The following is a 22,607-nucleotide window of genomic DNA, read 5'->3' as shown; positions in this document are numbered from 1 at the left end:
CGTTCAGGGGGGAGTCCGGAGTCAGACATCCCCCCAAAGTGAAACTTCGGGCCCAACAAGGAGAGCAGGGAACCCAGATGGCGGAGCTCACGATCCGGCCGGAGGAGATCCGGGACGCACTGGAGAACTTCGTCCAGTCGTACAAGCCGGACGCGGCCTCGCGCGAGGAGGTCGGTACGGTCACCGTCGCCGGCGACGGCGTCGCGAAGGTCGAGGGTCTTCCCTCGGCCATGGCCAACGAGCTGCTGAAGTTCGAGGACGGCACCCTCGGCCTCGCCCTCAACCTCGAGGAGCGCGAGATCGGTGCCATCGTTCTCGGCGAGTACAGCGGCATCGAGGAGGGCCAGCCGGTGCACCGCACCGGAGAGGTCCTCTCGGTCGCCGTCGGCGACGGCTACCTCGGCCGTGTCGTCGACCCGCTGGGCCAGCCGATCGACGGCCTCGGCGAGGTCGAGACCGACGGCCGCCGCGCCCTCGAACTGCAGGCCCCCACGGTCATGGAGCGCCAGTCGGTGCACCAGCCCATGGAGACGGGCTACATGGCGGTCGACGCCATGACCCCGGTCGGCCGCGGCCAGCGCCAGCTCATCATCGGTGACCGCCAGACCGGCAAGACCGCCCTGGCCGTCGACACGATCATCAACCAGCGCGACAACTGGCGCACCGGCGACCCGGAGAAGCAGGTCCGCTGCATCTACGTCGCCATCGGCCAGAAGGGCTCCACCATCGCCGGCGTGCGCCGCGCGCTGGAGGAGAACGGCGCGCTGGAGTACACGACCATCGTCGCCGCCCCGGCGTCGGACCCGGCCGGCTTCAAGTACCTTGCGCCGTACACCGGTTCCGCCATCGGTCAGCACTGGATGTACCAGGGCAAGCACGTCCTGATCGTCTTCGACGACCTGTCGAAGCAGGCCGACGCCTACCGCGCCGTGTCCCTGCTGCTGCGCCGCCCGCCGGGCCGCGAGGCGTACCCCGGTGACGTCTTCTACCTGCACTCCCGTCTGCTGGAGCGCTGCGCGAAGCTCTCCGACGACATGGGCGCCGGCTCGATGACCGGTCTGCCGATCGTCGAGACGAAGGCCAACGACGTCTCGGCGTTCATCCCGACCAACGTCATCTCCATCACCGACGGCCAGTGCTTCCTGGAGTCGGACCTCTTCAACGCCGGTCAGCGTCCCGCGCTGAACGTCGGTATCTCCGTCTCCCGAGTCGGTGGTTCCGCCCAGCACAAGGCGATGAAGCAGGTCTCCGGCCGACTGCGCGTGGACCTCGCCCAGTTCCGTGAGCTGGAGGCGTTCGCCGCCTTCGGTTCCGACCTGGACCAGGCGTCCAAGAACCAGCTCGACCGCGGTCAGCGGATGACCGAGCTGCTGAAGCAGAACCAGTACCAGCCGATGTCCACCGAGGACCAGGTCGTCTCGATCTGGGCCGGTGGTACGGGCCGCATGGACGACGTGCCGGTCGACGACGTCCGCCGCTTCGACAAGGAGCTGCTGGAGTTCCTGCACCGCAGCCACCAGGGCCTGATGACCTCCATCCGGGAGGGCGGCAAGATGTCGGACGACACCCTGCAGGCCATCGGTGACGCGATCGCGGAGTTCAAGAAGCAGTTCGAGACCTCGGACGGCAAGCTCCTCGGCGACGACACCCCGGCCGCTCCCGCCAAGTGACGTAAGGAAGGGACCTGACTCATGGGAGCCCAGCTCCGGGTCTACAAGCGTCGCATCCGATCCGTCACCGCGACCAAGAAGATCACCAAGGCGATGGAGATGATCGCCGCCTCGCGTGTCGTCAAGGCGCAGCGCAAGGTGGCGGCCTCCAAGCCGTACGCGGACGAGCTGACCCGCGCGGTCAAGGCGGTCGCCACCGGGTCGAACACCAAGCACCCGCTCACCACGGAGGCCGAGAACCCGACCCGTGCCGCGGTCCTGCTCCTCTCGAGCGACCGCGGCCTGGCCGGCGCCTTCAACTCCAACGCCATCAAGGCGGGCGAGCAGCTGACCGCGCGCCTCGAGCGCGAGGGCAAGCAGGTGGAGACGTTCATCGTCGGCCGCCGCGGTGTCGCCCACTACAACTTCCGTGAGCGCAAGATCACGGAGTCGTGGACGGGCTTCACCGACGAGCCGACGTACGCGGACGCCAAGAAGGTCGCGGCGCCCCTGATCGAGGCCATCGAGACGCCCGACGCGGACGGCGGCGTGGACGAGCTCTACATCGTCTTCACGGAGTTCGTGTCGATGATGACGCAGACGGCGGTCGCCGAGCGGCTGCTGCCGCTGAGCCTCGACGAGGTCAAGGAGGAGAGCGCCGGCGACGGTGAGATCCTCCCGCTGTACGACTTCGAGCCCTCGGCGGAGGACGTCCTCGACGCCCTCCTGCCGCGGTACGTGGAGAGCCGCATCTACAACGCGATGCTCCAGTCGGCCGCTTCGAAGCACGCTGCCACGCGGCGCGCGATGAAGTCGGCCACCGACAACGCGGGCGAGCTGATCAACACGCTCTCCCGTCTTGCCAACGCGGCCCGCCAGGCCGAAATCACCCAGGAAATCAGCGAGATCGTCGGTGGCGCCAGCGCCCTGGCCGACGCGACCGCGGGGAGTGACCGATAAATGACCACCACTGTTGAGACCGCGGCGGCCACGGGTCGCGTCGCCCGCGTCATCGGCCCGGTTGTCGACGTGGAGTTCCCCGTCGACGCGATGCCGGACATCTACAACGCTCTGACCGTCGAGGTCGCCGACCCGGCGCACGACGGCGAGAAGAAGACGCTGACCCTGGAAGTCGCCCAGCACCTGGGCGGCGGCCTGGTCCGCGCCATCTCCATGCAGCCCACCGACGGTCTGGTCCGCCAGTCCGTGGTGACGGACAGCGGCGACGCCATCTCCGTCCCGGTCGGCGACTTCACCAAGGGCAAGGTGTTCAACACCCTCGGTGAGGTGCTGAACGTCGACGAGAAGCACACCGGTGAGCGCTGGCCGATCCACCGCAAGGCGCCGAACTTCGACGAGCTCGAGTCGAAGACCGAGATGTTCGAGACGGGCGTCAAGGTCATCGACCTGCTCACCCCGTACGTCAAGGGCGGCAAGATCGGCCTGTTCGGTGGTGCCGGTGTCGGCAAGACGGTGCTCATCCAGGAGATGATCTACCGTGTCGCCAACAACCACGACGGTGTCTCGGTGTTCGCCGGTGTCGGTGAGCGCACGCGTGAGGGCAACGACCTCATCGCGGAGATGACCGAGTCGGGCGTCATCGACAAGACCGCCCTGGTCTTTGGTCAGATGGACGAGCCGCCGGGCACCCGTCTGCGCGTCGCGCTGGCCGGCCTCACCATGGCCGAGTACTTCCGTGACGTCCAGAAGCAGGACGTGCTGTTCTTCATCGACAACATCTTCCGCTTCACGCAGGCCGGTTCCGAGGTCTCCACGCTGCTCGGCCGCATGCCGTCCGCCGTGGGTTACCAGCCGAACCTGGCCGACGAGATGGGTCTCCTCCAGGAGCGCATCACGTCGACCCGCGGTCACTCGATCACCTCGATGCAGGCGATCTACGTCCCCGCGGACGACCTGACCGACCCGGCCCCGGCCACCACGTTCGCCCACCTCGACGCGACGACGGTGCTCTCCCGTCCGATCTCGGAGAAGGGCATCTACCCGGCCGTGGACCCGCTGGACTCCACGTCCCGCATCCTGGACCCGCGGTACATCGCGCAGGAGCACTACGACTGCGCCATGCGCGTCAAGAACATCCTGCAGAAGTACAAGGACCTCCAGGACATCATCGCGATCCTCGGTATCGACGAGCTGGGCGAGGAGGACAAGCTCGTCGTCCACCGTGCCCGTCGCGTGGAGCGCTTCCTGTCCCAGAACACCCACGTCGCCAAGCAGTTCACCGGCGTGGACGGTTCGGACGTTCCGGTGGACGAGACCATCGCCGCGTTCAACGCGATCTGCGACGGTGAGTACGACCACTTCCCGGAGCAGGCGTTCTTCATGTGCGGTGGCATCGAGGACCTCAAGAAGAACGCGAAGGAGCTGGGCGTCTCCTGACCCCCGCGCCTTTGACCTGGAGGGGCGGGCCCGCCCCGTCCCTCCAGGTCACGCCCCCTAGAATCGACCCCAACACCCGGCACGACCGCCGGGTGGTGATCCGAGGAGCCAACCTTGGCTGCTGAGCTGCACGTCGAGCTGGTCGCCGCCGACCGCCAGGTCTGGTCCGGCGAGGCCACCCTGGTCGTCGCGCGCACCACGTCCGGCGACATCGGCGTCATGCCCGGTCACCAGCCGCTGCTCGGTGTGCTGCAGTCGGGCCCGGTGACCATCCGTACCAGCGACGGCGGGACCGTCGTCGCCGCGGTGCACGGCGGTTTCATCTCGTTCGCCGACGACAAGCTGTCGCTGCTGGCCGAGATCGCCGAGCTGGCGGAGGAGATCGACGTCCAGCGCGCCGAGCGCGAGCTGGAGCGAGCGAAGGCGGAGGACGACGAGGACGCCCAGCGTCGCGCCGACGTCCGTCTGCGGGCGGCGACCTCCGCGCGCTGATCATCGCGCCGTGTGACCATCATTCAGCCGCGGCCGGCCCGGAACATTCCGGTGCCGGTCGCGGCTGAGGTGAATCCGGGTGTTTTTCCGGTTCCATTACCTTGCTCTGCGGTTTCATTACCCTGAGCCGAGAGCAGTTCCCCTACCTGGAAGACGAGGAGGTCGGTGCCGATGGTCCTCGCTCTGACTGTGTGCGGAATCGTGGTCGCGCTCGTGGTGGTGGGTCTGTTCCTGTTCGGCCTGCGCCGCAGGCTCATCCAGCGCTCCGGGGGCACCTTCGACTGTTCGCTGCGCTGGGACGTGGCGGAGCAGTCCGATGTGAACGGCAAGGGCTGGAGCTACGGCGTCGCCCGCTACAACGGGGACCGCATCGAGTGGTTCCGCGTCTTCTCGTACGCCCTGCGCCCGCGTCGGACGCTGGAGCGCTCGCGGATCGAGGTGGCCGGTCGTCGGCTGCCCGAGGGCGAGGAGGAGCTGGCGCTGCTGTCGGACGCGGTGATCCTCGCCTGCGTCCACCAGGGCGTCCGCCTCGAACTCGCCATGAGCGAAGACGCGCTGACCGGATTTCTCGCGTGGCTGGAAGCAGCCCCGCCCGGACAGCGCGTCAACGTCGCTTAGGGGGCTCGGCCCCCGAACTTCCTTACGACAGGCCGTTGCTGAGGGCCGTCACGAGTTCACCGTTGCTGGTGTCCCCGGTGAAGTCCCAGAAGAACGCGCCGCCCAGGCCCTGGTTCTTGGCCCAGCTCATCTTGCCCGCGATGGTCGACGGGGTGTCGTACGACCACCAGTTGCTGCCGCAGTGGGCGTACGCGGTGCCCGCGATGGTGCCGGTGACCGGGCAGGAGCCCTTGAGCACCTTGTAGTCCTCGATGCCCGCCTCGTAGGTGCCCGGAGCGGCGCCGGTGGCGGTGCCGCCGGGGGCGTCCTGGGTGACGCCGGTCCAGCCGCGGCCGTAGAAGCCGATGCCGATGAGCAGCTTGTTCGCCGGGACGCCGACCGCCTTGTACTTGGCCATCGCGTCGGCGGTGGTGAAGCCCGCCTTCGGGATGCCGCTGTACGAGGTGAGCGGGGAGTGCGGGGCCGTCGGACCCTTGGCGTCGAACGCGCCGAAGAAGTCGTAGGACATGACGTTGAACCAGTTCATGGACTGCGCGGCGCCCGCGTAGTCGGCAGCCTCGATCTTGCCGCCGCTGGAGCCGTCCGCGGTGACCGCGGCGGTGACCAGGTAGTTGGCGCCGAACTTGGCACGCAGCGCGGAGGCCACGTTCTTGAAGGCCGCGGCGCCGCTGGTGTCGCAGGACAGACCGCAGGCGTTGGGGTACTCCCAGTCGATGTCGATGCCGTCGAAGACATCGGCCCAGCGGGGGTCCTCGACCAGGTCGTAGCAGGACTGGGCGAACGCGGCCGGGTTCTTCGCCGCCTCGCCGAAGCCGCCGGACCAGGTCCAGCCGCCGAAGGACCACAGCACCTTGATGTTCGGGTACTTGGCCTTGAGCTGGCGGAGCTGGTTGAAGTTGCCGCGCAGCGGCTGGTCCCAGGTGTCGGCGGCGCCGCTGACGGACTGGTCGGCGGTGAACGCCTTGTCGTAGTCGGCGTAGGAGTCGCCGATCGCGCACTTGCCGCCGGTGACGTTGCCGAAGGCGTAGTTGATGTGCGTGATCTTGGCGGCGGAGCCGGACGTCACGATGTTCTTGACGTTGTAGTTCCGGCCGTAGATGCCCCACTCGGTGAAGTAGCCGAGCTTGACCTTGTCACCGGTCGCGGGCGGCGGGTTGGTGCCGCCGCCGGTGGTGCGCACGGCGGTGGAGCCGCTCGCCGGACCGGTCTGGTCGGCGGTGTCCCGGGCGCGCACGCTGTACGAGTAGTCGGTGCCCGCGGTGAGGCCGCTGTCCGTGTACGAGGTGGTGGTGACGGTGGCGACCTTCGCGCCGTCGCGCAGCACGTCGTAGTTCTTGACGCCCTTGTCGTCGGTGGCGGCCGACCAGCTCAGCTTGACCGAGGTGTCGGTCACGGCGGAGGCGGTGGGCTTGCCGGGGGCGGAGGGGGCCGCGTCGCCGGGGACGGTGGTGCCGTCACAACTGTCGCCGTTGAGACGGCAGTTGCTCGGGGAGCCGGAGCCCGCGCCGTTGAAGGCGAAGGAGATGGAGGAGCCGGGGGCGACCGAGCCGTTGTACGACTTGTTCTTCGCCGTCCAGTGGGTGCCGGAGGAGGTGACGTCGGCGTCCCAGGCGGAGGAGACGGACGTGCCCGAGGGGAAGTCCCACTCGATCGTCCAGGAGTTGATGGCCGTGGTGCCGGTGTTCTTGACGGTCCACTTGCCTTCGAAACCGCTGCCCCAGTCCTGGGACTTCACATAGCTCGCGGTGACGTTGGTGGCCGCCTCGGCGGGGGCGGCGAGGCCGACGAGGCCGGCCAGGGGGAGCAGCAGGGTCACGGCACCCGCCGCGACTCTGTGTCTGAAGCGCATGTGCGCCTCCCTCGATGTCGGGGGGAACTTCACGAGGCATGGGGGGCATGACTGAGCCTTCACGCCCATGCTGCCGCGACAATAGGAAAGGTCTGGACCAGCGGTCAATAGGTCTGGACCATTTGTTCCGCAATTCGACTTAACCTCAACTCTGGTGAGGCTGAAGGGGTTTGAGAGGCTGGAGAGGGCTTGATGGGCGCCTGCCGACGGCTCCGCGCCGCCCCGTACGCTGGCTGCTCATGGGTGACTCACCAAGCTCCGGCACCGTCCTGGTGGTGGACGACGACGCGGCGATCCGGCGCTCCCTGGAGCGCGGCCTCCGGCTGCACGGCTTCACGGTGCGCACCGCCGCCGACGGCACCGGGGCGCTCGCAGCCATCGGGCAGGAGCCGCCGGACGTGCTGGTGCTGGACGTGTCGATGCCCGGCCTCAGCGGAATCCAGGTGTGCGCCCGGCTGCGCGACGAGGGCCGCGAACTGCCCGTGCTGATGCTGTCCGCGCTGGACGAGACCGCCGACCGGATCGCCGGGCTCCAGGCGGGCGGCGACGACTACCTCGTCAAGCCCTTCGCCCTCCAGGAACTCGTACTGCGGCTGCGCGCCCTGCTGCGCCGCAGCCCGCCCACCGGCCGCGAGGTGCTGCGCGAGGCCGGGATCGAGATCGACCTCGGCGCCCGCACCGCCCAGCGCGACGGACGTGTACTGGACCTCACCCGGCGCGAGTTCCAGCTGCTGGAGGTGCTGATGCGCAACGCCGGACTCGTCCTCACCCGCGACCAGCTCCTCGAACGCGTCTGGGGCTACGACTTCGAGGTCCGCACCGACGCCGTCGACACCTTCGTCAGCTATCTGCGCCGGAAACTGGAGGCCGGTGGCGCCCCCCGGCTGGTGCACACCGTGCGCGGGGTCGGCTTCGTGTTCCGGGACGCGTCATGAAGCTCTCCACCCGCGTCGGCCTCGCCGTCGGCTGCACCGTCCCGCTGCTGGTGCTCGCCTCCGGCTGGCTGCTGACCCACCTGGTCGCCCGCGACCTCCACCGGGCCGGGGACCAGCATCTGCGGCAGCGCGCCGCCGCCATCGCCCCGGACGCCCGCGCCCTGCTGCGCGCCTCGGCGGGCCACCGCCCCAAGATCGCCGACCAGCGCGAACGGCGACTGTTCAGCGCCGCCCTCGACGTCGGCGTACGCGTCCAGGGACCGGACGGTGTCTTCAGCGGCGGCCCCCAGCCCGGCCCGTCGGCCCGACTGCCCCGGCGGGCCACCGGACCGGTCACGATCCGGGACGGCGCCCGGAGCTGGCGCGGGCTGGCCCGGCCGGTGCCCGGCGGCACCCTGTGGGTGTTCGCCCCCGACACCGCCGACCGGGCCCAGGTGCTGCTGGTCCGGCGCCGGGTCGTGTTCACCGCGCTGCTCGCCGCACCCGCCTCCGGCCTGCTCGCCTGGCTGCTGGCGAGCGGCGCGAGCGCCCCGCTGCGCCGCCTGACCCGCCGCACCGCCGGTCTCGACCCGCGCACCAGCGGCGTACGCCCCGAACCGGAGCGGACCGGGGTCACCGAGGTCGACGAACTCGGCGCCACCCTGCGCACCGTCCTCGCCCGCTACGACGAGCAGGCCGCCCGTACCGCCGAGGCGCTCGACACCGCCCGCTCCTTCTCCTCGGCCGCCGCGCACGAACTGCGCACCCCGCTGATGAGCATGGGCACCAACCTCGACGTCCTCGCCCTCCCCGGCCTGCCCGAGCCGGACCGGGACGAGGCACTGACCGACCTGCGCCTCGAACACGCCCGGCTGCTCCACCTGTTGGTGATGCTCCGCGAACTGGGCCGGGGCGACCTGGTGGAGGCCGAGACCTTCGACGCCGTGGAACTGGCCGACCTCGCCGACGCCGCCGTGGCCGAGGTGCGGCGCCGGGACCGGGGCGCCGACATCACCCTGGACGCGGAACCGGGGCTCACCGTGCCCGGCTGGGAGCCGGGCCTGCGGCTGCTGCTGGACAACCTGCTGGCCAACGCCCTCGCCCACGGCCGCGACCCGGCGGGCGTCGCGCGGATACGGGTGGACGTGCGGCGGGCCGGGGAGCAGGCGGTCGTCGTCGTGGCCGACCAGGGGCCCGGCATACCGCACGAGTACCGGGAGCGGCTCTTCGAGCGGTTCCAGCGGGGCCCGCACAGCACCGGCTCCGGCCTCGGACTCACCCTCGTCGCCCAGCAGACCGCGCTGCACCGGGGCAGCGTCGGCGTCACCGACGGCCCGCAGGGCACCGGCGCCCGCTTCGAGGTGCGGCTGCCGCTGGACGGCACCGGGGCGCCGGGACGGCGGGACTGGCTGATCGGCACGGCGGCGCCGGGCGGGTCCACGGCCGGGGCGAACCGGTCACAAGGTTTCCCCAAAGAGACCTCCTAGCCTCCGGGGCGACGGACGGGCACCACAGCCCGTCCCGGACGTGAACGGAGACGCCCATGGACGCACGACGAAGCACCCGTACCCTCCTCGCGGGCCTGGCCACCGCGGCGCTGCTGGCGGGCTCGGCCGGTGCCGCGTCCGCCGCCGACGCCTCTCCCAGCGCCAAGCCCGCCGCCAAGGCGGCCGGTGACGGGGCGCGAGCCCTGTGCAAGCGTGCGCCGAAGATCGACAAGCGCATCGACCGCGCCCTGAAGCGGCTGGACGCGGGCAAGGCCCGGCGCGGCTCGGTGGCCCGGCTCCAGGAGCGGGTCGACAACGCCAAGAAGGCCGGCCACACCGAGATCGCCACCTTCCTGCAGGGCCGCCTCGACACCCGCGAGTCGCTGAAGAAGGACCTGGAGCAGCGGAAGACGGACCTCGCCGGGGTCAAGACCTGGTGCGAGAAGAGCGACGACGGCAAGAAGAGCAGCGGCAAGGCGGACAAGTGAGGCGCGGCTCCCGGCGCGCGGCGGCGGCCGTCACCCTGGCCGCCCTCGCCGCCCTCACCACGGCCTGCGGCCACGACGACGCCGCGACCCCGTCCAGCACCCCTTCGGGCTACGCGGACATGAAGCAGAAGGTGGACGCGGCGGAGTCGGCGGCCGCCGCGGCCGACCGCGACGCCACGAGCGACGCGGACCGGTAGCGGAGGGGAAGGGGCGCCCGGTGGAGGCGCCCCTACATCCCCAACTCCCGAGCCAGCACGGCCGCCTGGACCCGGCTGCGCAGCCCCAGCTTGGCCAGCATCCGACTGACGTGGGTCTTCACCGTGCCCTCCGCCATCTCCAGACGGGCCCCGATCTCGGCGTTGGACAGCCCCTCTCCGACCCCGGTCAGCACCTCGCGCTCGCGCGGGGTCAGCGCGTCCAGCACGGCCCGGTCGCCCGTGCGGGGCGGCTGCCCGGCGAACTCGGCGATGAGCCGTCGGGTCACCGCCGGCGCCACCACGCCCTCCCCACGCGCCACGGCCCGTACCGCCGCCAGCAGTTCCTGCGCCTCGGCGTTCTTCAGCAGGAACCCCGCCGCCCCGGCCCTTAGCGCCCCGAAGACGTATTCGTCCAGGTCGAAGGTGGTCAGCACCAGCACGTCCGCCAGGTCCTCCGCCGTGATCAGCCGGGTCGCGGACACCCCGTCCAGCAGAGGCATCTGTACGTCCATCAGCACCACGTCCGGCCGCAGCTTCCGCGCCAGCTCCACCGCGCGCTTCCCGTCCGCCGCCTCCCCGGCCACCTCGATACCGGGCGCGCTGCCCAGGATGAGCACGAGACCGGCCCGTACGGCCGACTGGTCCTCGGCGACCAGGACCCGGATCACGCCGGATCTCCCTCGGTGAACGGAAGCGCGGTGCGCACGCTCCAGCGGGCGCCGTCCGGACCGGCCTCGAACTCCCCGCCCAGCAGCGCCGCCCGCTCCCGCATCCCGGCGAGCCCGGTGCCGGAACCGGGGACGCGCGGGGTGCAGCCGGGCCGATAGGGGCTCGTCACCCGGATGTCGAGCGAGCCGTCCCGCCGGTGCAGCCGGACCTCCACGGGCCCCTCGGCCGCGTGCTTGAGCGCGTTGGTCAGCGACTCCTGCACGATCCGGTAGGCGGCCAGGCCGATCGGCGTCGGCACGTCGCCCTGCCCGGCGTCGAGGCGGACGTCCAGGCCGCCCGCGCGGGCGCGCTCGACCAGTGCGGCCAGCCCGTCCAGCGTGGGGATCGCGGCGGGCTTCCGGTCGGCCGAGTCGGCCCGCAGGACGCCGATCAGCCGCCGCATCTCGGCCAGCCCCTCGACGCTGTTCTCCCGGATCACCGCCAGGGCCTCCTTCGTGGTCCTCGGGTCGTCCAGGGAGAGCGCGGCCGTGGCGTGGATGGCGATGGCGGAGAGATGGCCCGCGACCAGGTCGTGCAGCTCCCGCGCCATCCGGGCCCGCTCGGCCGTCACCGCCTGCGTGCGGTCCACCTCCGCCAGCAGCGCGGTCTGCTCGGCCCGCAGCCGCGCCGCCTCGGCGGCGTCCCGGTGGTCGCGCACCACCCAGCCGGTGGCGGCGGGCGCGAACGCGACCACACCCACCCCCACCCCGAGCAGCAGCCACCGGGGGTCGCGCCCCACGGCGGCGGGCACCACCCCGCCGAGCACGGTCAGCATCCCGGTGATCCAGGGCAGCCTGCGGGCGGTCACGGGGCCGCCGTACAGGACGGCCGCGTACATCAGGTCGGTGTACAGCACGACGGTGACCACGCTGCCGGCGGTCACCGTGTCCAGCGCCAGCGCGACCGTGCCGACGAGCAGGCCGGTACGGGGACGGGTCCGGCGCAGCAGCTCGCACGCGGCGGTCACCGCGAGCGGCACCAGCGGCGCCCAGGACGCGGGCCACAGCACGGACACTTCCGCGGTCCCGCGCGGACGCATCCCGAGCGTCCACAGCAGCACCCCGCCCAGCAGCCCGCCGACGGCGATCCGCACGTCGTCGCGGTGGGGGCGCGGTGCTGCGAGGGACATGCGCCCATCCAACACGGCCCCTGGCGCCGGCGCCCCCATCCCGGGGAGGGTCCGGGGTGCCTCTTTCGCTTACGCCCGTCTCGTCACCGCCGACGACGCCGCCAGGGCCCCCGGCCGGGAGGATCGAGGGGTGCTCCAAGGGGTGCGGGAGAGGAGCGAGCCGTGATCGTCGGACTGATCATCGCCTGCGAGGTGGCGTTCTGGGTGCTGCTGGCGGCCGGACTGGGCTTCCGGTACGGGCTCCGGATGCCGCGCACCGGGCTCGCCCTGCTGCTGTGCGAACCCCTGCTGGAGCTGGTGCTGTTCGCGGTCACCGCGATCGACCTCAGGAACGGCGTCGAGCCCGACTGGCACCACGGTCTCGCCGCCGTCTACATCGGCTTCACGGTCGGCCTCGGCCACTCCGCCGTCAAGTGGGCCGACGCCCGGATCGCACACCGCTTCGCGGGCGGTCCACCGCCGGTGAGGCCCCCGAAGTACGGCCGGGCCCGCGCCGTCCACGAGTGGAAGGTCGCGGGCCGCTGGGTGCTGGCCTCCGTGGTCGCCACCGCCCTGCTCCAGACGGCCGTCTGGTACGTCGGCGACGGGAGCACCGGATCGCTGCGGGACTGGCAACTGCGGATGGTGTGGCTGATCGGGATCAACCTGGTGATCGCCATGAGCTACACCCTGTTCCCGAAGAAGGAGCCCGCTGCCCGCCGTACCCGGTTCTAGCGCTCCCCGCCCGGTACCCACAGCACGTCGCCGGTCTCCTTGTTGGCTGTGCGGGCCAGGATGAAGAGGAGGTCGGAGAGGCGGTTGAGGTAGGTCGCGGTGAGGGGGTTCATGGTGTCGCCGTGGGCCTCCAGCGCCGCCCAGGTGGAGCGCTCGGCGCGGCGGACCACCGTGCACGCCTGGTGCAGCAGGGCCGCGCCGGGGGTGCCGCCGGGCAGGATGAACGAGCGCAGCTTCTCCAGACGTTCGTTGAACCGGTCGCAGTCCTCCTCCAGCCGGTCCACGTAGAACTGCTCGACCCTGAGCGGCGGGTACTCCGGGTTCTCGACCACCGGCGTGGAGAGGTCGGCGCCCACGTCGAACAGGTCGTTCTGCACCCGGGTGAGGACCGTGACGACCTCCTCCTCCAGCCCGCCCAGCGCGATGGCGGTACCGATCACCGCGTTCGCCTCGTTGGCGTCCGCGTACGCGGAGATCCTGAGGTCGGTCTTGGCGGTCCGGCTCATGTCCCCGAGGGCGGTGGTGCCCTGGTCGCCGGTCCTGGTGTAGATGCGCGTCAGATTGACCATACGGCCAGCCTAGTTGCCCCAAAGGGCGCGAAGCGGTGCGGATTTGACGCCTCGGCGGGACGGAACCGGAACGTGACGGGTGTCTCACGCCCTGAGACCGTGACACGCGTTACTTACGGTCCTCAACGCCACGCCCGAGCGCTAATGTCCGCCGAGAGGAACCATAAACAGCGCGTAAGGGGAGTCGGAGTGGCAGGGAAGCTCGCCGTCATCGGGGCCGGTCTCATGGGGTCCGGCATCGCCCAGGTCGCCGCTCAGGCAGGCTGGGACGTGGTTCTGCGCGATGTCACCGACGAGGCGCTGAAGCGCGGCACCGACGGCATCCGGGCCTCCTACGAGAAGTTCGTGGCCAAGGGCAAGCTGGACGCGGCGGACGCCGAGGCGGCCCTCGCCCGGATCACCCCGACCACCGACCTGGACGACGTCGCCGACGCGGACATCGTGATCGAGGCCGTCTTCGAGAAGCTGGAGGTCAAGCACGAGATCTTCCGCGCGCTCGACAAGATCGTGCGCCCGGACGCCGTGCTCGCCTCCAACACCTCCGCCATCCCGATCACCAAGATCGCGGCCGCGACCGAGCATCCCGAGCGCGTGGTCGGCGTGCACTTCTTCTCGCCGGTGCCGATGATGAAGCTCGTCGAGCTGGTCCGGGGCTACAAGACGAGCGACGAAGCCCTCGCCACCGCACGGGAGTTCGCCGAGTCGGTCGGCAAGACCTGCATCGTCGTCAACCGCGACGTCGCCGGGTTCGTCACCACCCGTCTCATCTCCGCCCTCGTGGTCGAGGCCACCAAGCTCTACGAGTCGGGCGTGGCCACCGCCGAGGACATCGACCTCGCCTGCAAGCTGGGCTTCGGGCACGCGATGGGCCCGCTGGCCACCGCCGACCTGACCGGCGTCGACATCCTGCTGCACGCCACCGGCAACATCTACACCGAGAGCCAGGACGAGAAGTTCGCCCCGCCGGAGCTGATGCGCCGGATGGTGGACGCCGGTGACATCGGCCGCAAGAGCGGGCAGGGCTTCTACACGTACTGACCGCGTCCGGGTCACCCGCCGATCCCGTACGCGTCCGCACAGCCGCCCAGGGGGATCACCCCCGAGGGTGAATTCGGTATCGGTTCGCTTACAACCAGCAACCGGATCGACACTCGCACAGTCAGACGTTGCACAGCACCGTCACGAAAGAACGCCACTCGCACTCAACGGGGAGCGCATATGCACATCAGGGGCGACCACACCGAGCTGGTCGTCGGGGGGCGCCTTGACGTCCGCAGCGCTGCGGACGCCCGTACGGCCCTGCACGCGGCGCTCGACGCGGGGATCGGCGATCTGGTGCTGGACCTGTCCGAGCTGGACTCCTGGGACGCCACCGGACTCGGGGTCATCATGGGCGCCCACCGGCGCGCGGGCCGCTGTGGCCGCCGCCTGGTGCTGCGGCGGGTGCCCGCGCAGATGCAGCGGCTGCTGGTCGCCACCCGGCTGCACCGTATCCTCGCCATCGAGGGCGGCGTCGGCGTGGAGTCGCTGCCGCGCGTGTGAGGGCCCGGCGGCGGGGCAGGCTCCAAGTCGTCCTGAACCGCCCGTCGCACACATTCCGCACCGGAAGGTGATCTCCCGGATCTCTCGGGCCGTCCGGCACCCCGCTCTGTCGGGGACACCGGCCGACGGTTTAGGGTTCGGTCGCCCGCCGCCTCGTGAATCCGCGAGCGGGCCCGGACCAGAAGCGACAGCGCGATGTGCGGCAGGCCGGGAGGGGCCGAGATCGGCACACGACGCTTTTGGGGGCTTTGAACCCATGGACCCGATACTTCCGGGAACCGAGGACCACGGTCAGGCACCGAGCCGCCGTCCGCCGCGGGACCCCCTCACCGCCGACTTCGCCCCGGGCGGTCCCGTGCCCGCCCGCACCACCCGGCTCGTCTGCGGTGACTTCCTGCTGACCGTCAACCCCGTCGACGGCAGCGAGATAGAGCCCTGCCCGCCGCACCAGCGGCCGGACGCCCCCGCCAAGCGCACCCCCACCGCCCGCGCCGAGTACGAGCGGGCCGCCCTGCCGCCCGCCCCGCCCGGAACCCGGCTGCCCGAGGCCGAACTGCTGGAGCGTCAGGAGATACGCGAGCGGCTGGTCCGGCTGCTCACCCGCGGCCGCACCGTCCGCCTCACCGGCCCCGGCGGCTCCGGCCGCACCGCCCTGCTCGACCTCGTCGCCGAGGACTGCGCCGACCTCGCCCCCGACGGCGTGGTCCGGCTCGACGGCCTCCACCGCACCCCCGACGACCTGCTGCGCGACCTCTTCCACACCGTCCACGACGCCCCCCGCCACCGCCTCCAGCCGGACGAACTGCGGGACGCGGCGAAGGAGATCGGTGCCGTCGTCCTCGTGGACGACCTGGAGTTCGGCGGCGCCGCCCTCACCGGACTGCTCGAAGCCGCCCCCGAATGCGCCTTCCTCCTCGCCGCCACCCCGGACGTCGCCGCCCCCGCCGCCGCCAGTGACGTCGAGGACGTGGACCTCCCCGGACTCGACCGCGCGGCCGGGGTGCGGATCCTGGAGCGCTCGGTGGGCCGCGACCTCACCGAGGAGGAGGCCGTCTGGGCCGGAGACCTCTGGTTCGAGTCCGAGGGCCTGCCGCTGCGCTTCGTCCAGGCCGGTGCCCTGCTCCGCCAGCGCGAGCAACTCCGCGCCAGCGGCGGCGTGGTGGACGAGTACGGCGTCTTCGAGGACGTACGCGCCCCCGCCGACGCCGTGCTCGACCTGCCGCTGCGGGACGAGGAGGCCGAGGAGGTGCCGCTGCCCTCGCTCGCGGAGGCCGCCGCACCCGCCCCGCTGCTCGCCTCCCGGCTCAGCGTCTCCGCCCGCGCCGCCCTGCGCGTCGCGGTCGCCCTCGACGGCGAGCTGCCGCACCCCGCGCACCTGCCCGCCCTGGTCGGCGACACCCACGCCGACGCCGCGCTCGGCGAACTCCTCGGCTGCGGACTGGTCTCCCCGGCCGGACCCCGCTACCGCCTCGCGGCCGGGGTCCGCGCCCAGCTGGAGGCCGCCGGATACGACGAGGACGCCCCCGCCCAGGCCCTCACCGCCGCCCGGCACTACGCCTGGTGGGCCGCCCACCCCTCCGTCGCCCCCGAGCGGGTGTGCGCCGAGGCCGCCGCGGTACTGGCCGCGCTCGAGACCGTCGTCCCCGGCACCGAACCGGCCGCCGAGGGCGAGGAGGCGTGCGCCGTGCTGCTCGCCCACGCCGCCTCGGCCGCGTTCGCCGCCGGACTGCACTGGACGGCGTGGGAACAGGCCCTGCACGCCGGGTCGGAGGCCGCCCGCCTCGCCCAGGACGTCGCCGAACGCGCCTACTTCCACCACGAGCTGGGCATCCTCGCCCTCGTCGACGGCCAGCTGGACCGGGCGCGCTCCGAACTGGAGGCGTCGCACGGGCTGCGGACCGCGCTCTCGGACAAGCGGGGCACCGTCGCGGGCCGTCGCGCCCTCGCCCTGGTCGCGGACCGCACCGGCGACCTGCCGGGCCTCGCCGCGCTGATGGCCGAGGAGCCCCCGGCGACCCGGACGGCACCGCTCGCCCCGGCCCCGGCCGCGTTCACCCCGTCGTACGGCTACGGGCAGGAGCCCGTCGTCACCCCCCGGCCAGCGGCGGCGGGGGAGCGGAGCGGGGTGCGGGCCATGGCCCGGCGCAACCTGGTGGCCGCCGGGTCCGGCGCGCTGCTGGTCGCCGTGCTCGGCACCGTCGTCACCCTCGGCATGACCTCCGACGAGGGCGCCGGACGCGACCCGGCGACCAACGTCGGCTCCAACCCGTCGGCGACCCAGGACCTGGACGACGGCACGCTGGGCGCCGTACCGAAGAAGGACGAACCGGCACCCGCCCGCGCCGCCACCAGCCACCCCGTCATCCCCGGCGCGAGCGGCAGCCCCGGCGCCTCGGACGGCCCCGAGCCGTCCGCCACCGACGGGACCCCGGGCGCCGACCCGACGGGCACGCCCGACCCCGGCGGCGAGACGAGCCCCGAGCCGACGCACGGCAGGCCCACCCGGCCGACGGGCAGGCCGACCACGACCGGCGAGCCCACGCCGTCCACCAGCGACCCCACCGACCAGCCGACCACGGAGGAGCCGACCGGCCCGGAGACGACGCCCCCGGACGATCCCACCACGCCCCCGACGACCTCGACCTCGGCCAGCGGTCCCGCCGAGAGCGCCACCGCGTCCGCGTCCGGCGAGGCCACGGAGAGCGCGAGCACCGAGCCCCCGGTGATGTGACGGCCCGGCGGGCCGGGGCTCAGAACAGGCGGAGCTTGTCGTCCTCGATGCCGCGCATGGCGTTGTAGTCGAGGACCTGGCAGCCGATGCCCCGGTCCGTGGCCAGCACGCGGGCCTGCGGCTTGATCTCCTGGGCCGCGAACACCCCGCGCACCGGGGCGAGATGCGGATCGCGGTTGAGCAGCTCCAGATAACGGGTGAGCTGCTCCACGCCGTCGATCTCACCGCGCCGCTTGATCTCGACGGCGACGGTGCCGCCGTTCGCGTCCCGGCACAGGATGTCGACGGGGCCGATCGCCGTCATGTACTCGCGGCGGATGAGCGTGTAGCCCTCGCCCAGCGTCTCGATGCGGTCGGCGAGCAGCTCCTGGAGGTGCGCTTCCACGCCGTCCTTGATCAGACCGGGGTCCACACCCAGCTCGTGGGACGAGTCGTGGAGGACTTCCTCCATCGTGATGATCAGTTTCTCGCCCGCTTTGTTGATGACGGTCCACACCCCCGCCTCGTCACCCGTGCCCTCCTTCAGGGTGCAGGGCGGCGACATCCAGTTGAGGGGCTTGTAGGCCCGGTCGTCCGCGTGGATGGAGACGCTGCCGTCCGCCTTGACCAGGATCAGGCGGGGAGCCGAGGGCAGGTGGGCGGTGAGCCGGCCGGCGTAGTCGACCGAGCACCGGGCAATGACGAGACGCATGGTCGGCAACGCTACTCGACGCGCACCCGTGCGCGCGATTCGCCCGCACCTCACCCCATGCCCGCCGCCACTGCCGTCCAGTGGGCCACCCCAATTGTCCCTGGAAACTCTTGTTCATCCCTGGCCGATTGTGACCGCAGGACGACCGTTCCATATACGCATTCTGCTGGTGTGGTCACCGACGGTTGCCTACCGTAGGACAAGGGAGGCCGCGGTGGGGGTGCGGAGCGTGTCCGGTGTCGCGTGCTTCTCTTTCTGTCCGGCAACCCCTGTCCGTCGGGGGTGCGAGAGGAGAACCCATGTCGCTCGACGTCTCACCGGCCCTACTCGAACAGGCCGAGCGAGGCGAGGTCGACGAAGCAGAATTCGTCGACTGCGTCCGGACCTCCCTGCCCTTTGCGTGGGAGATGATCAGCTCCCTGGTGGCCCAGCTGAAGGTGGACGGCGGACCCTTCGCCGACAACCAGACGCCCCCGCCGGACGAGCAGGCGCGCGGCCAGCTGCTGCGCGCGCTCGCCAGTGACGCCATACGCGGTGCGCTCCAGCGCCACTTCGGCGTACGCCTGGCCTTCCAGAACTGCCACCGGGTGGCGGTGTTCCCGCTGGACTCCGCGGTGGACGAGAGGCTGGCCCGCTTCACCTCGGTGCGCGCCCAGCTGCTCAACCAGTCCCCGGAGCTGCGGGACTGCTGACGTACACGCGCGACACCGGCTCCATGAGCCGCCGACAAGCTCTCCCGGCGGCCGGGAGCCGGTGGCGGTCAGCGCAGCCGCGGCAGTACCTCGGCGCCCAGGCGCCGCACGTTCTGCTCGGTCGCGTCCAGATCGCCCGAGCCCTCGACCAGCAGGGCGAAGCGGGAGATCCCGGTGCGTTCCGCGGTGGCCGCGAGCCGGTCGGCGGCCAGCCGGGGCGTGCCCACCGGGTGCAGCCCGCAGAGCAGTTCGGTGTAGGCGTACGGGTCGCGCATCGCGCGCGCCCGGCCGTCCACCGTCACATGGGCCTCCAGGCCCTGTTTCAGCCAGCCTGGCATCGCCTTCAGCAGCGTCTCGACGGCGTCGGAGCGGCTGTCCGCGAGCTGGCAGACCCCGGCCGAGACATGTCCCGCGGCCGCGATCTCCTCGGGCGTACGGCCCGACGCGCGCGCGTGGCGCCGCCACAGGGCGACCATCTCGGCCTTCTCCTCGTCCCCGGAGTGCATGCCCAGCAGCATCGGCAGCCCGCGCTCCGCCGCCAGACGCACGCTGCCCGGTGAGGTGCACGCCACCACCACCTCGGGCCCCGGCGCCTCGGTCAGCGCGTCTGCCGGGCGCGGCACCACCGGCACCTCGCGGAAGGCGTACCGCTCGCCCGAGGCGCCGACCGACGGCTCGCGCAGCCAGCGCAGCAGCAGGTCCAGCGACTCCGGGAAGCCGTGCTCGTACGCCCCGAGTCCGGCGCCGAACACCTCCAGGTCCACCCAGGGGCCGCCCCGGCCCACGCCCAGGGTGAACCGGCCGCCGCTCGTGATGTGCAGCAGCGCGGCCTGCTCGCCGAGGGCCACCGGGTGGACGCCGGGCAGCACGCTGACGGCGGTGCCCACCCGGACGCGGCGGGTGCGGCCCAGCAGGAGGGCGGCCAGGGTGACGGCCGACGGGCAGGTGCCGTACGGCACGAAGTGGTGCTCGGCGAGCCACACCGTGTCCAGACCGGCCTCGTCGGCCACCTCCGCCGAGCGCACCGCCCGGTGCAGGGCCTCGCCGTCGCCCTGGCCCGGATACCGCCCCGCCAGCACAAAACTTCCTACGCGCATCGCATTTCCCGCTTCCTTGGCTCCGACCGGGAGCTGCCCCGACCGGCATAACCACATGACACGTGCCCAGGACACGGCTTGGTGGAGGGATTTGCGGATTGTCTGCAGAATGGTCGCTTCTCTGCTGGAATGGATCGGCCTGTAAGGGGACTTGTACGGGTTGGTGACCTACGCGTACCCCCGGCCGGTGCCGCGTAGGCTGGACGCGGCCCGTGCTTCCTGTATAGCCCCGAGAGGTGTCCTGTGTCCCCGCGTCGCAACCGACCGAAGGCGGCAGACTCGTCCGGCCGAGGTGCCGAGGACGACCGGTCGGGCCGGTACGGCGGCTGGCAGTCCACCGAGAGCTGGCAGGGCGAGGAGTGGAACGTCCGCCATGTCGCCGGGGCGAGCGCCGACGGCAAGACCTACCGCTGCCCCGGCTGCGACCAGGTGATCCCCTCCGGCGTCCCGCACGTGGTGGCCTGGCCGGACCACATGGGCGTCGACGACCGGCGGCACTGGCACAAGGCGTGCTGGAACGCACGGGACCGCCGCACCACACGGGTACGACGGTCCGGAAACTGGCCCAGGTTCTAGAAGGGGCGCGGGGTCACACGTCCCGGCTCTGCAGCAGCGCGTACGCCCCGGCGAACGCCGCCGCCGTCACCCCCAGCATGATCCACAGCGGCTCCCAGCCCGAGGGCCCGGAGTGGCTGAGGGTGTTGTCGTAGAACACGCCCATCTGGCTCGGGATCGAGTACTCCAGCAGCGCCTGCTGCACCTTCTCCAGCGAGTTCGCGTTCATGAACAGCGCGATCACCAGCGGGGCCAGCACCGCGCCGATCATGATGGTGATGGCGCCCGCCGAGTGCCGGATCATCGAGCCGACCAGCAGGGACAGCAGGCCGAGCAGCGCGATGTAGAGGCTGATGCCGAGCGTCGCCTTCAGCCATTCCCCGCCGGTCGGGGTCCGGGTGCCGCTGCTCTGGAGCATCGAGGTCTGGATCAGCGCCACCAGGGACACCGTCGCCAGCGTCACCACGAAGGCGACCACGAAGAACACGATCGACTTGGCCGCCAGCACCCGGCCCCGGCTCGGGCACGCCGTCATCGTCGTACGGATCATGCCCGTGCCGTACTCGGACGCCGTGGTCAGCACGCCCAGCGTCATCACGCACATCATGCCGAGCAGCAGCCCGAAGAAGCCGAGGGTCAGCGGGTTCTGGCGGTCCAGCTCGCCGGCGCCCCGGACCGCGACCGCGGCCAGCAGGCCGATGCCGACCACCAGCAGCACGAACACGCCCAGCGTCCACACCGTGGAGCGCACCGACTTCATCTTCGTCCACTCCGAGGCCAGCGCGTGCCCCAGATGCGTGGGCGTGACCGGGATCGGTGAGCTGTAGCCGGAGTGGGAACCACCGGACGCGACGGCGGACGCCTCGGGCATCGGGGGCTGCTGGGTGCTCATCGGGAGTCCTCGGGCTTCGTCGGTTCGGCGGGCGCGGCGTACGGGTTCGGCGTCTCCGGGCCGGGAGCGGCGGGCTCGGGCGGCGCGTACGGGGAGCCCGGCTGGGGCGGCGGCGGGGCGTACCAGCCCGGCTGGCCCTGGCCCGGCACCGGCATCGGCGGCTGCACCCCGGGCGGCAGCGGCTGCTGGAGCCCCGAGCGCTGGTCCACGGTGGAGCGGTAGTCGACGGCGCCCTGCGTCATCCGCATGTACGCCTCCTCCAGCGACGCCTGGTGCGGCGACAGCTCCCACAGCCGTACGTCCGCCTCGTGCGCGAGGTCGCTGATACGGGGGAGGGGCAGCCCGGTCACCCGGAGCGCGCCGTCCAGCTCGGGCAGCACATGGCCGCCCGCCTCGGTCAGCGCCGAGGTCAGCTTCTCCCGCTGCTGCGGCTCGGTGTCCGGGGTGCGCACACGCGCGAAGTCGGCGGAGTTGGCCGAGATGAAGTCGGTCACGCTCATGTCGGCGAGCAGCTGACCGCGCCCGATCACGATGAGGTGGTCGGCGGTCAGCGCCATCTCGCTCATCAGATGCGAGGAGACGAAGACCGTACGGCCCTCCGCCGCGAGCGCCTTCATCAGATTGCGGACCCAGAGGATGCCCTCCGGGTCGAGGCCGTTGACCGGCTCGTCGAACAGCAGCACCTGCGGGTCGCCCAGCAGGGCGGCGGCGATGCCGAGGCGCTGGCCCATGCCGAGGGAGAAGCCCTTGGAACGCCTCCGCGCCACCTCCTGGAGACCCACGACACCGAGCACCTCGTCCACCCGGCGGGCCGGGATGCCGGAGAGCTGGGCGAGACTCAGCAGATGGTTACGGGCCGACCGGCCGCCGTGCACCGCCTTGGCGTCCAGCAGCGCGCCGACCTGACGCGGGGCGTTGGGCAGCTTGCGGTACGGGAAGCCGCCGATGGTCACCGAGCCGGAGGTGGGGTTGTCCAGCCCGAGGATCATCCGCATGGTCGTCGACTTGCCGGAGCCGTTGGGCCCGAGGAAGCCGGTCACCGCGCCGGGACGCACCTGGAAGGAGAGGTCGTGCACGGCGGTCTTGTCGCCGTACCGCTTGGTCAGGCCAACAGCCTCGATCATGCTCCGCACCCATCGGACGATTCAGGACAGCGGGGCGCGTGCCCCCCGTAAGGGTTAGGAGGATATCGGGGC

23 protein-coding genes are annotated in these 22,607 nt (G+C 71.7%); 15 read left to right on the top strand and 8 right to left on the bottom strand.

Annotated features, from left to right (window positions below; translation table 11 throughout):
• The first annotated feature begins 77 nt into the window (after nucleotides 1–77).
• The 5 genes from atpA to ACIPPM_RS13920 all read left to right on the top strand — a co-directional run bounded on the left by atpA (nucleotide 78) and on the right by ACIPPM_RS13920 (nucleotide 5,156).
• The gene (gene atpA, locus ACIPPM_RS13940) at nucleotides 78–1,670 is read left to right on the top strand and encodes a F0F1 ATP synthase subunit alpha (RefSeq protein ID WP_401447044.1); all 1,593 of its coding nucleotides are present in this window, start codon (nucleotides 78–80) and stop codon (nucleotides 1,668–1,670) included.
• 21 nt (nucleotides 1,671–1,691) lie between these two features.
• Nucleotides 1,692–2,609 carry a F0F1 ATP synthase subunit gamma gene (locus ACIPPM_RS13935; protein WP_401447042.1) on the top strand — a complete coding sequence of 306 codons (918 nt, stop codon included), beginning with the start codon at nucleotides 1,692–1,694 and terminating at the stop codon, nucleotides 2,607–2,609.
• Nucleotides 2,610–4,046, top strand: coding sequence for a F0F1 ATP synthase subunit beta (atpD, locus tag ACIPPM_RS13930; RefSeq protein ID WP_401447039.1), 1,437 nt, complete (start codon nucleotides 2,610–2,612; stop codon nucleotides 4,044–4,046). It abuts the gene before it with no gap.
• 114 nt (nucleotides 4,047–4,160) lie between these two features.
• Nucleotides 4,161–4,538 (top strand): F0F1 ATP synthase subunit epsilon, encoded by a 378-nt coding sequence (locus ACIPPM_RS13925; protein ID WP_401447037.1) that lies wholly within the window; start codon nucleotides 4,161–4,163, stop codon nucleotides 4,536–4,538.
• A gap of 171 nt (nucleotides 4,539–4,709) precedes the next feature.
• On the top strand, nucleotides 4,710–5,156 hold the full coding sequence (locus ACIPPM_RS13920; RefSeq protein ID WP_401447035.1) for a DUF2550 domain-containing protein: 447 nt from the start codon (nucleotides 4,710–4,712) through the stop codon (nucleotides 5,154–5,156).
• A gap of 22 nt (nucleotides 5,157–5,178) precedes the next feature.
• Here the strand turns inward: ACIPPM_RS13920 and ACIPPM_RS13915 are convergent, their stop codons facing one another.
• The gene (locus ACIPPM_RS13915; RefSeq protein ID WP_401447032.1) at nucleotides 5,179–7,005 is read right to left on the bottom strand and encodes a glycosyl hydrolase family 18 protein; all 1,827 of its coding nucleotides are present in this window, start codon (nucleotides 7,003–7,005) and stop codon (nucleotides 5,179–5,181) included.
• A gap of 239 nt (nucleotides 7,006–7,244) precedes the next feature.
• Here ACIPPM_RS13915 and ACIPPM_RS13910 point away from each other — a divergent pair, with 239 nt between their 5' ends.
• The 4 genes from ACIPPM_RS13910 to ACIPPM_RS13895 are packed head-to-tail and all read left to right on the top strand — an operon-like array spanning nucleotide 7,245 to nucleotide 10,091.
• Entirely contained in the window at nucleotides 7,245–7,940 is a 696-nt protein-coding gene (locus ACIPPM_RS13910) for a response regulator transcription factor (RefSeq protein WP_401447030.1), read from the top strand.
• Nucleotides 7,937–9,406: a sensor histidine kinase gene (locus ACIPPM_RS13905; RefSeq protein WP_401447028.1), complete on the top strand. Its 1,470-nt coding sequence runs from the start codon at nucleotides 7,937–7,939 to the stop codon at nucleotides 9,404–9,406. The genes ACIPPM_RS13910 and ACIPPM_RS13905 overlap by 4 nt, the downstream gene beginning before the upstream one ends.
• A gap of 56 nt (nucleotides 9,407–9,462) precedes the next feature.
• Entirely contained in the window at nucleotides 9,463–9,894 is a 432-nt protein-coding gene (locus tag ACIPPM_RS13900) for a hypothetical protein (protein ID WP_401447026.1), read from the top strand.
• A complete protein-coding gene (locus ACIPPM_RS13895) occupies nucleotides 9,891–10,091 on the top strand; it encodes a hypothetical protein (RefSeq protein WP_393596134.1) in 201 nt (66 codons plus the stop codon). The genes ACIPPM_RS13900 and ACIPPM_RS13895 overlap by 4 nt, the downstream gene beginning before the upstream one ends.
• 32 nt (nucleotides 10,092–10,123) lie before the next feature.
• Here the strand turns inward: ACIPPM_RS13895 and ACIPPM_RS13890 are convergent, their stop codons facing one another.
• Nucleotides 10,124–10,759 (bottom strand): response regulator, encoded by a 636-nt coding sequence (locus ACIPPM_RS13890; protein WP_401447023.1) that lies wholly within the window; start codon nucleotides 10,757–10,759, stop codon nucleotides 10,124–10,126.
• Nucleotides 10,756–11,928: a sensor histidine kinase gene (locus ACIPPM_RS13885; protein ID WP_401447021.1), complete on the bottom strand. Its 1,173-nt coding sequence runs from the start codon at nucleotides 11,926–11,928 to the stop codon at nucleotides 10,756–10,758. The genes ACIPPM_RS13890 and ACIPPM_RS13885 overlap by 4 nt, the downstream gene beginning before the upstream one ends.
• 162 nt (nucleotides 11,929–12,090) lie before the next feature.
• Between ACIPPM_RS13885 and ACIPPM_RS13880 the strand changes: the two genes are divergently transcribed.
• Complete coding sequence (locus ACIPPM_RS13880; protein ID WP_401447019.1) at nucleotides 12,091–12,642, top strand: hypothetical protein; 552 nt, start codon at nucleotides 12,091–12,093, stop codon at nucleotides 12,640–12,642.
• Here the strand turns inward: ACIPPM_RS13880 and ACIPPM_RS13875 are convergent.
• A complete protein-coding gene (locus ACIPPM_RS13875) occupies nucleotides 12,639–13,211 on the bottom strand; it encodes a cob(I)yrinic acid a,c-diamide adenosyltransferase (protein ID WP_401447016.1) in 573 nt (190 codons plus the stop codon). The genes ACIPPM_RS13880 and ACIPPM_RS13875 overlap by 4 nt on opposite strands.
• 189 nt (nucleotides 13,212–13,400) lie before the next feature.
• Between ACIPPM_RS13875 and ACIPPM_RS13870 the strand changes: the two genes are divergently transcribed.
• The 3 genes from ACIPPM_RS13870 (at nucleotide 13,401) to ACIPPM_RS13860 (ending at nucleotide 17,484) form a co-directional block, all read left to right on the top strand.
• Nucleotides 13,401–14,249 (top strand): 3-hydroxyacyl-CoA dehydrogenase family protein, encoded by an 849-nt coding sequence (locus tag ACIPPM_RS13870; RefSeq protein WP_393596132.1) that lies wholly within the window; start codon nucleotides 13,401–13,403, stop codon nucleotides 14,247–14,249.
• Nucleotides 14,250–14,429: 180 nt separating this feature from the next.
• Nucleotides 14,430–14,753, top strand: a complete 324-nt coding sequence (locus ACIPPM_RS13865; RefSeq protein ID WP_401447014.1) for an STAS domain-containing protein — start codon at nucleotides 14,430–14,432, stop codon at nucleotides 14,751–14,753.
• Between the two features lie 256 nt (nucleotides 14,754–15,009).
• Nucleotides 15,010–17,484 (top strand): ATP-binding protein, encoded by a 2,475-nt coding sequence (locus tag ACIPPM_RS13860; protein ID WP_401447012.1) that lies wholly within the window; start codon nucleotides 15,010–15,012, stop codon nucleotides 17,482–17,484.
• A gap of 19 nt (nucleotides 17,485–17,503) precedes the next feature.
• Here ACIPPM_RS13860 and nucS read toward each other — a convergent pair whose 3' ends face one another.
• Nucleotides 17,504–18,175 carry an endonuclease NucS gene (gene nucS / locus ACIPPM_RS13855; RefSeq protein WP_031181234.1) on the bottom strand — a complete coding sequence of 224 codons (672 nt, stop codon included), beginning with the start codon at nucleotides 18,173–18,175 and terminating at the stop codon, nucleotides 17,504–17,506.
• A gap of 299 nt (nucleotides 18,176–18,474) precedes the next feature.
• Here nucS and ACIPPM_RS13850 point away from each other — a divergent pair, with 299 nt between their 5' ends.
• Complete coding sequence (locus tag ACIPPM_RS13850; RefSeq protein ID WP_393596129.1) at nucleotides 18,475–18,867, top strand: SCO5389 family protein; 393 nt, start codon at nucleotides 18,475–18,477, stop codon at nucleotides 18,865–18,867.
• Between the two features lie 68 nt (nucleotides 18,868–18,935).
• On the opposite strand, the gene ACIPPM_RS13845 is transcribed toward ACIPPM_RS13850, so the two are convergent.
• Nucleotides 18,936–19,964 (bottom strand): LLM class flavin-dependent oxidoreductase, encoded by a 1,029-nt coding sequence (locus tag ACIPPM_RS13845; RefSeq protein WP_401447008.1) that lies wholly within the window; start codon nucleotides 19,962–19,964, stop codon nucleotides 18,936–18,938.
• 243 nt (nucleotides 19,965–20,207) lie between these two features.
• Between ACIPPM_RS13845 and ACIPPM_RS13840 the strand changes: the two genes are divergently transcribed.
• The gene (locus tag ACIPPM_RS13840; protein WP_401447006.1) at nucleotides 20,208–20,540 is read left to right on the top strand and encodes an ATP/GTP-binding protein; all 333 of its coding nucleotides are present in this window, start codon (nucleotides 20,208–20,210) and stop codon (nucleotides 20,538–20,540) included.
• A gap of 13 nt (nucleotides 20,541–20,553) precedes the next feature.
• Here ACIPPM_RS13840 and ACIPPM_RS13835 read toward each other — a convergent pair whose 3' ends face one another.
• Nucleotides 20,554–21,411, bottom strand: coding sequence for an ABC transporter permease (locus tag ACIPPM_RS13835; RefSeq protein WP_401447004.1), 858 nt, complete (start codon nucleotides 21,409–21,411; stop codon nucleotides 20,554–20,556).
• Nucleotides 21,408–22,535 (bottom strand): ABC transporter ATP-binding protein, encoded by a 1,128-nt coding sequence (locus tag ACIPPM_RS13830; RefSeq protein ID WP_401447001.1) that lies wholly within the window; start codon nucleotides 22,533–22,535, stop codon nucleotides 21,408–21,410. Before ACIPPM_RS13830 ends, ACIPPM_RS13835 begins: the two co-directional genes overlap by 4 nt.
• Nucleotides 22,536–22,607: the final 72 nt, after the last annotated feature.

It is taken from the genome of Streptomyces sp. NPDC090119 (assembly GCF_044747085.1).
GTDB lineage: Bacteria > Actinomycetota > Actinomycetes > Streptomycetales > Streptomycetaceae > Streptomyces.
This window is presented reverse-complemented; position numbering and strand designations above follow the sequence as displayed.

Excerpts from the sequence above, each read along its gene's own strand:
- nucS (WP_031181234.1), bottom strand. The coding sequence starts at position 18,175 with ATGCGTCTCGTCATTGCCCGGTGCTCGGTCGACTACGCCGGCCGGCTC.
- ACIPPM_RS13920 (WP_401447035.1), top strand. The coding sequence starts at position 4,710 with ATGGTCCTCGCTCTGACTGTGTGCGGAATCGTGGTCGCGCTCGTGGTG.
- ACIPPM_RS13910 (WP_401447030.1), top strand. The coding sequence starts at position 7,245 with ATGGGTGACTCACCAAGCTCCGGCACCGTCCTGGTGGTGGACGACGAC.
- ACIPPM_RS13830 (WP_401447001.1), bottom strand. The coding sequence starts at position 22,535 with ATGATCGAGGCTGTTGGCCTGACCAAGCGGTACGGCGACAAGACCGCC.
- ACIPPM_RS13865 (WP_401447014.1), top strand. The coding sequence starts at position 14,430 with ATGCACATCAGGGGCGACCACACCGAGCTGGTCGTCGGGGGGCGCCTT.
- ACIPPM_RS13875 (WP_401447016.1), bottom strand. The coding sequence starts at position 13,211 with ATGGTCAATCTGACGCGCATCTACACCAGGACCGGCGACCAGGGCACC.
- ACIPPM_RS13845 (WP_401447008.1), bottom strand. The coding sequence starts at position 19,964 with ATGCGCGTAGGAAGTTTTGTGCTGGCGGGGCGGTATCCGGGCCAGGGC.
- ACIPPM_RS13835 (WP_401447004.1), bottom strand. The coding sequence starts at position 21,411 with ATGAGCACCCAGCAGCCCCCGATGCCCGAGGCGTCCGCCGTCGCGTCC.
- ACIPPM_RS13935 (WP_401447042.1), top strand. The coding sequence starts at position 1,692 with ATGGGAGCCCAGCTCCGGGTCTACAAGCGTCGCATCCGATCCGTCACC.
- ACIPPM_RS13900 (WP_401447026.1), top strand. The coding sequence starts at position 9,463 with ATGGACGCACGACGAAGCACCCGTACCCTCCTCGCGGGCCTGGCCACC.
- ACIPPM_RS13850 (WP_393596129.1), top strand. The coding sequence starts at position 18,475 with ATGTCGCTCGACGTCTCACCGGCCCTACTCGAACAGGCCGAGCGAGGC.
- atpA (WP_401447044.1), top strand. The coding sequence starts at position 78 with ATGGCGGAGCTCACGATCCGGCCGGAGGAGATCCGGGACGCACTGGAG.
- ACIPPM_RS13885 (WP_401447021.1), bottom strand. The coding sequence starts at position 11,928 with ATGTCCCTCGCAGCACCGCGCCCCCACCGCGACGACGTGCGGATCGCC.
- atpD (WP_401447039.1), top strand. The coding sequence starts at position 2,610 with ATGACCACCACTGTTGAGACCGCGGCGGCCACGGGTCGCGTCGCCCGC.
- ACIPPM_RS13915 (WP_401447032.1), bottom strand. The coding sequence starts at position 7,005 with ATGCGCTTCAGACACAGAGTCGCGGCGGGTGCCGTGACCCTGCTGCTC.
- ACIPPM_RS13860 (WP_401447012.1), top strand. The coding sequence starts at position 15,010 with ATGGACCCGATACTTCCGGGAACCGAGGACCACGGTCAGGCACCGAGC.
- ACIPPM_RS13905 (WP_401447028.1), top strand. The coding sequence starts at position 7,937 with ATGAAGCTCTCCACCCGCGTCGGCCTCGCCGTCGGCTGCACCGTCCCG.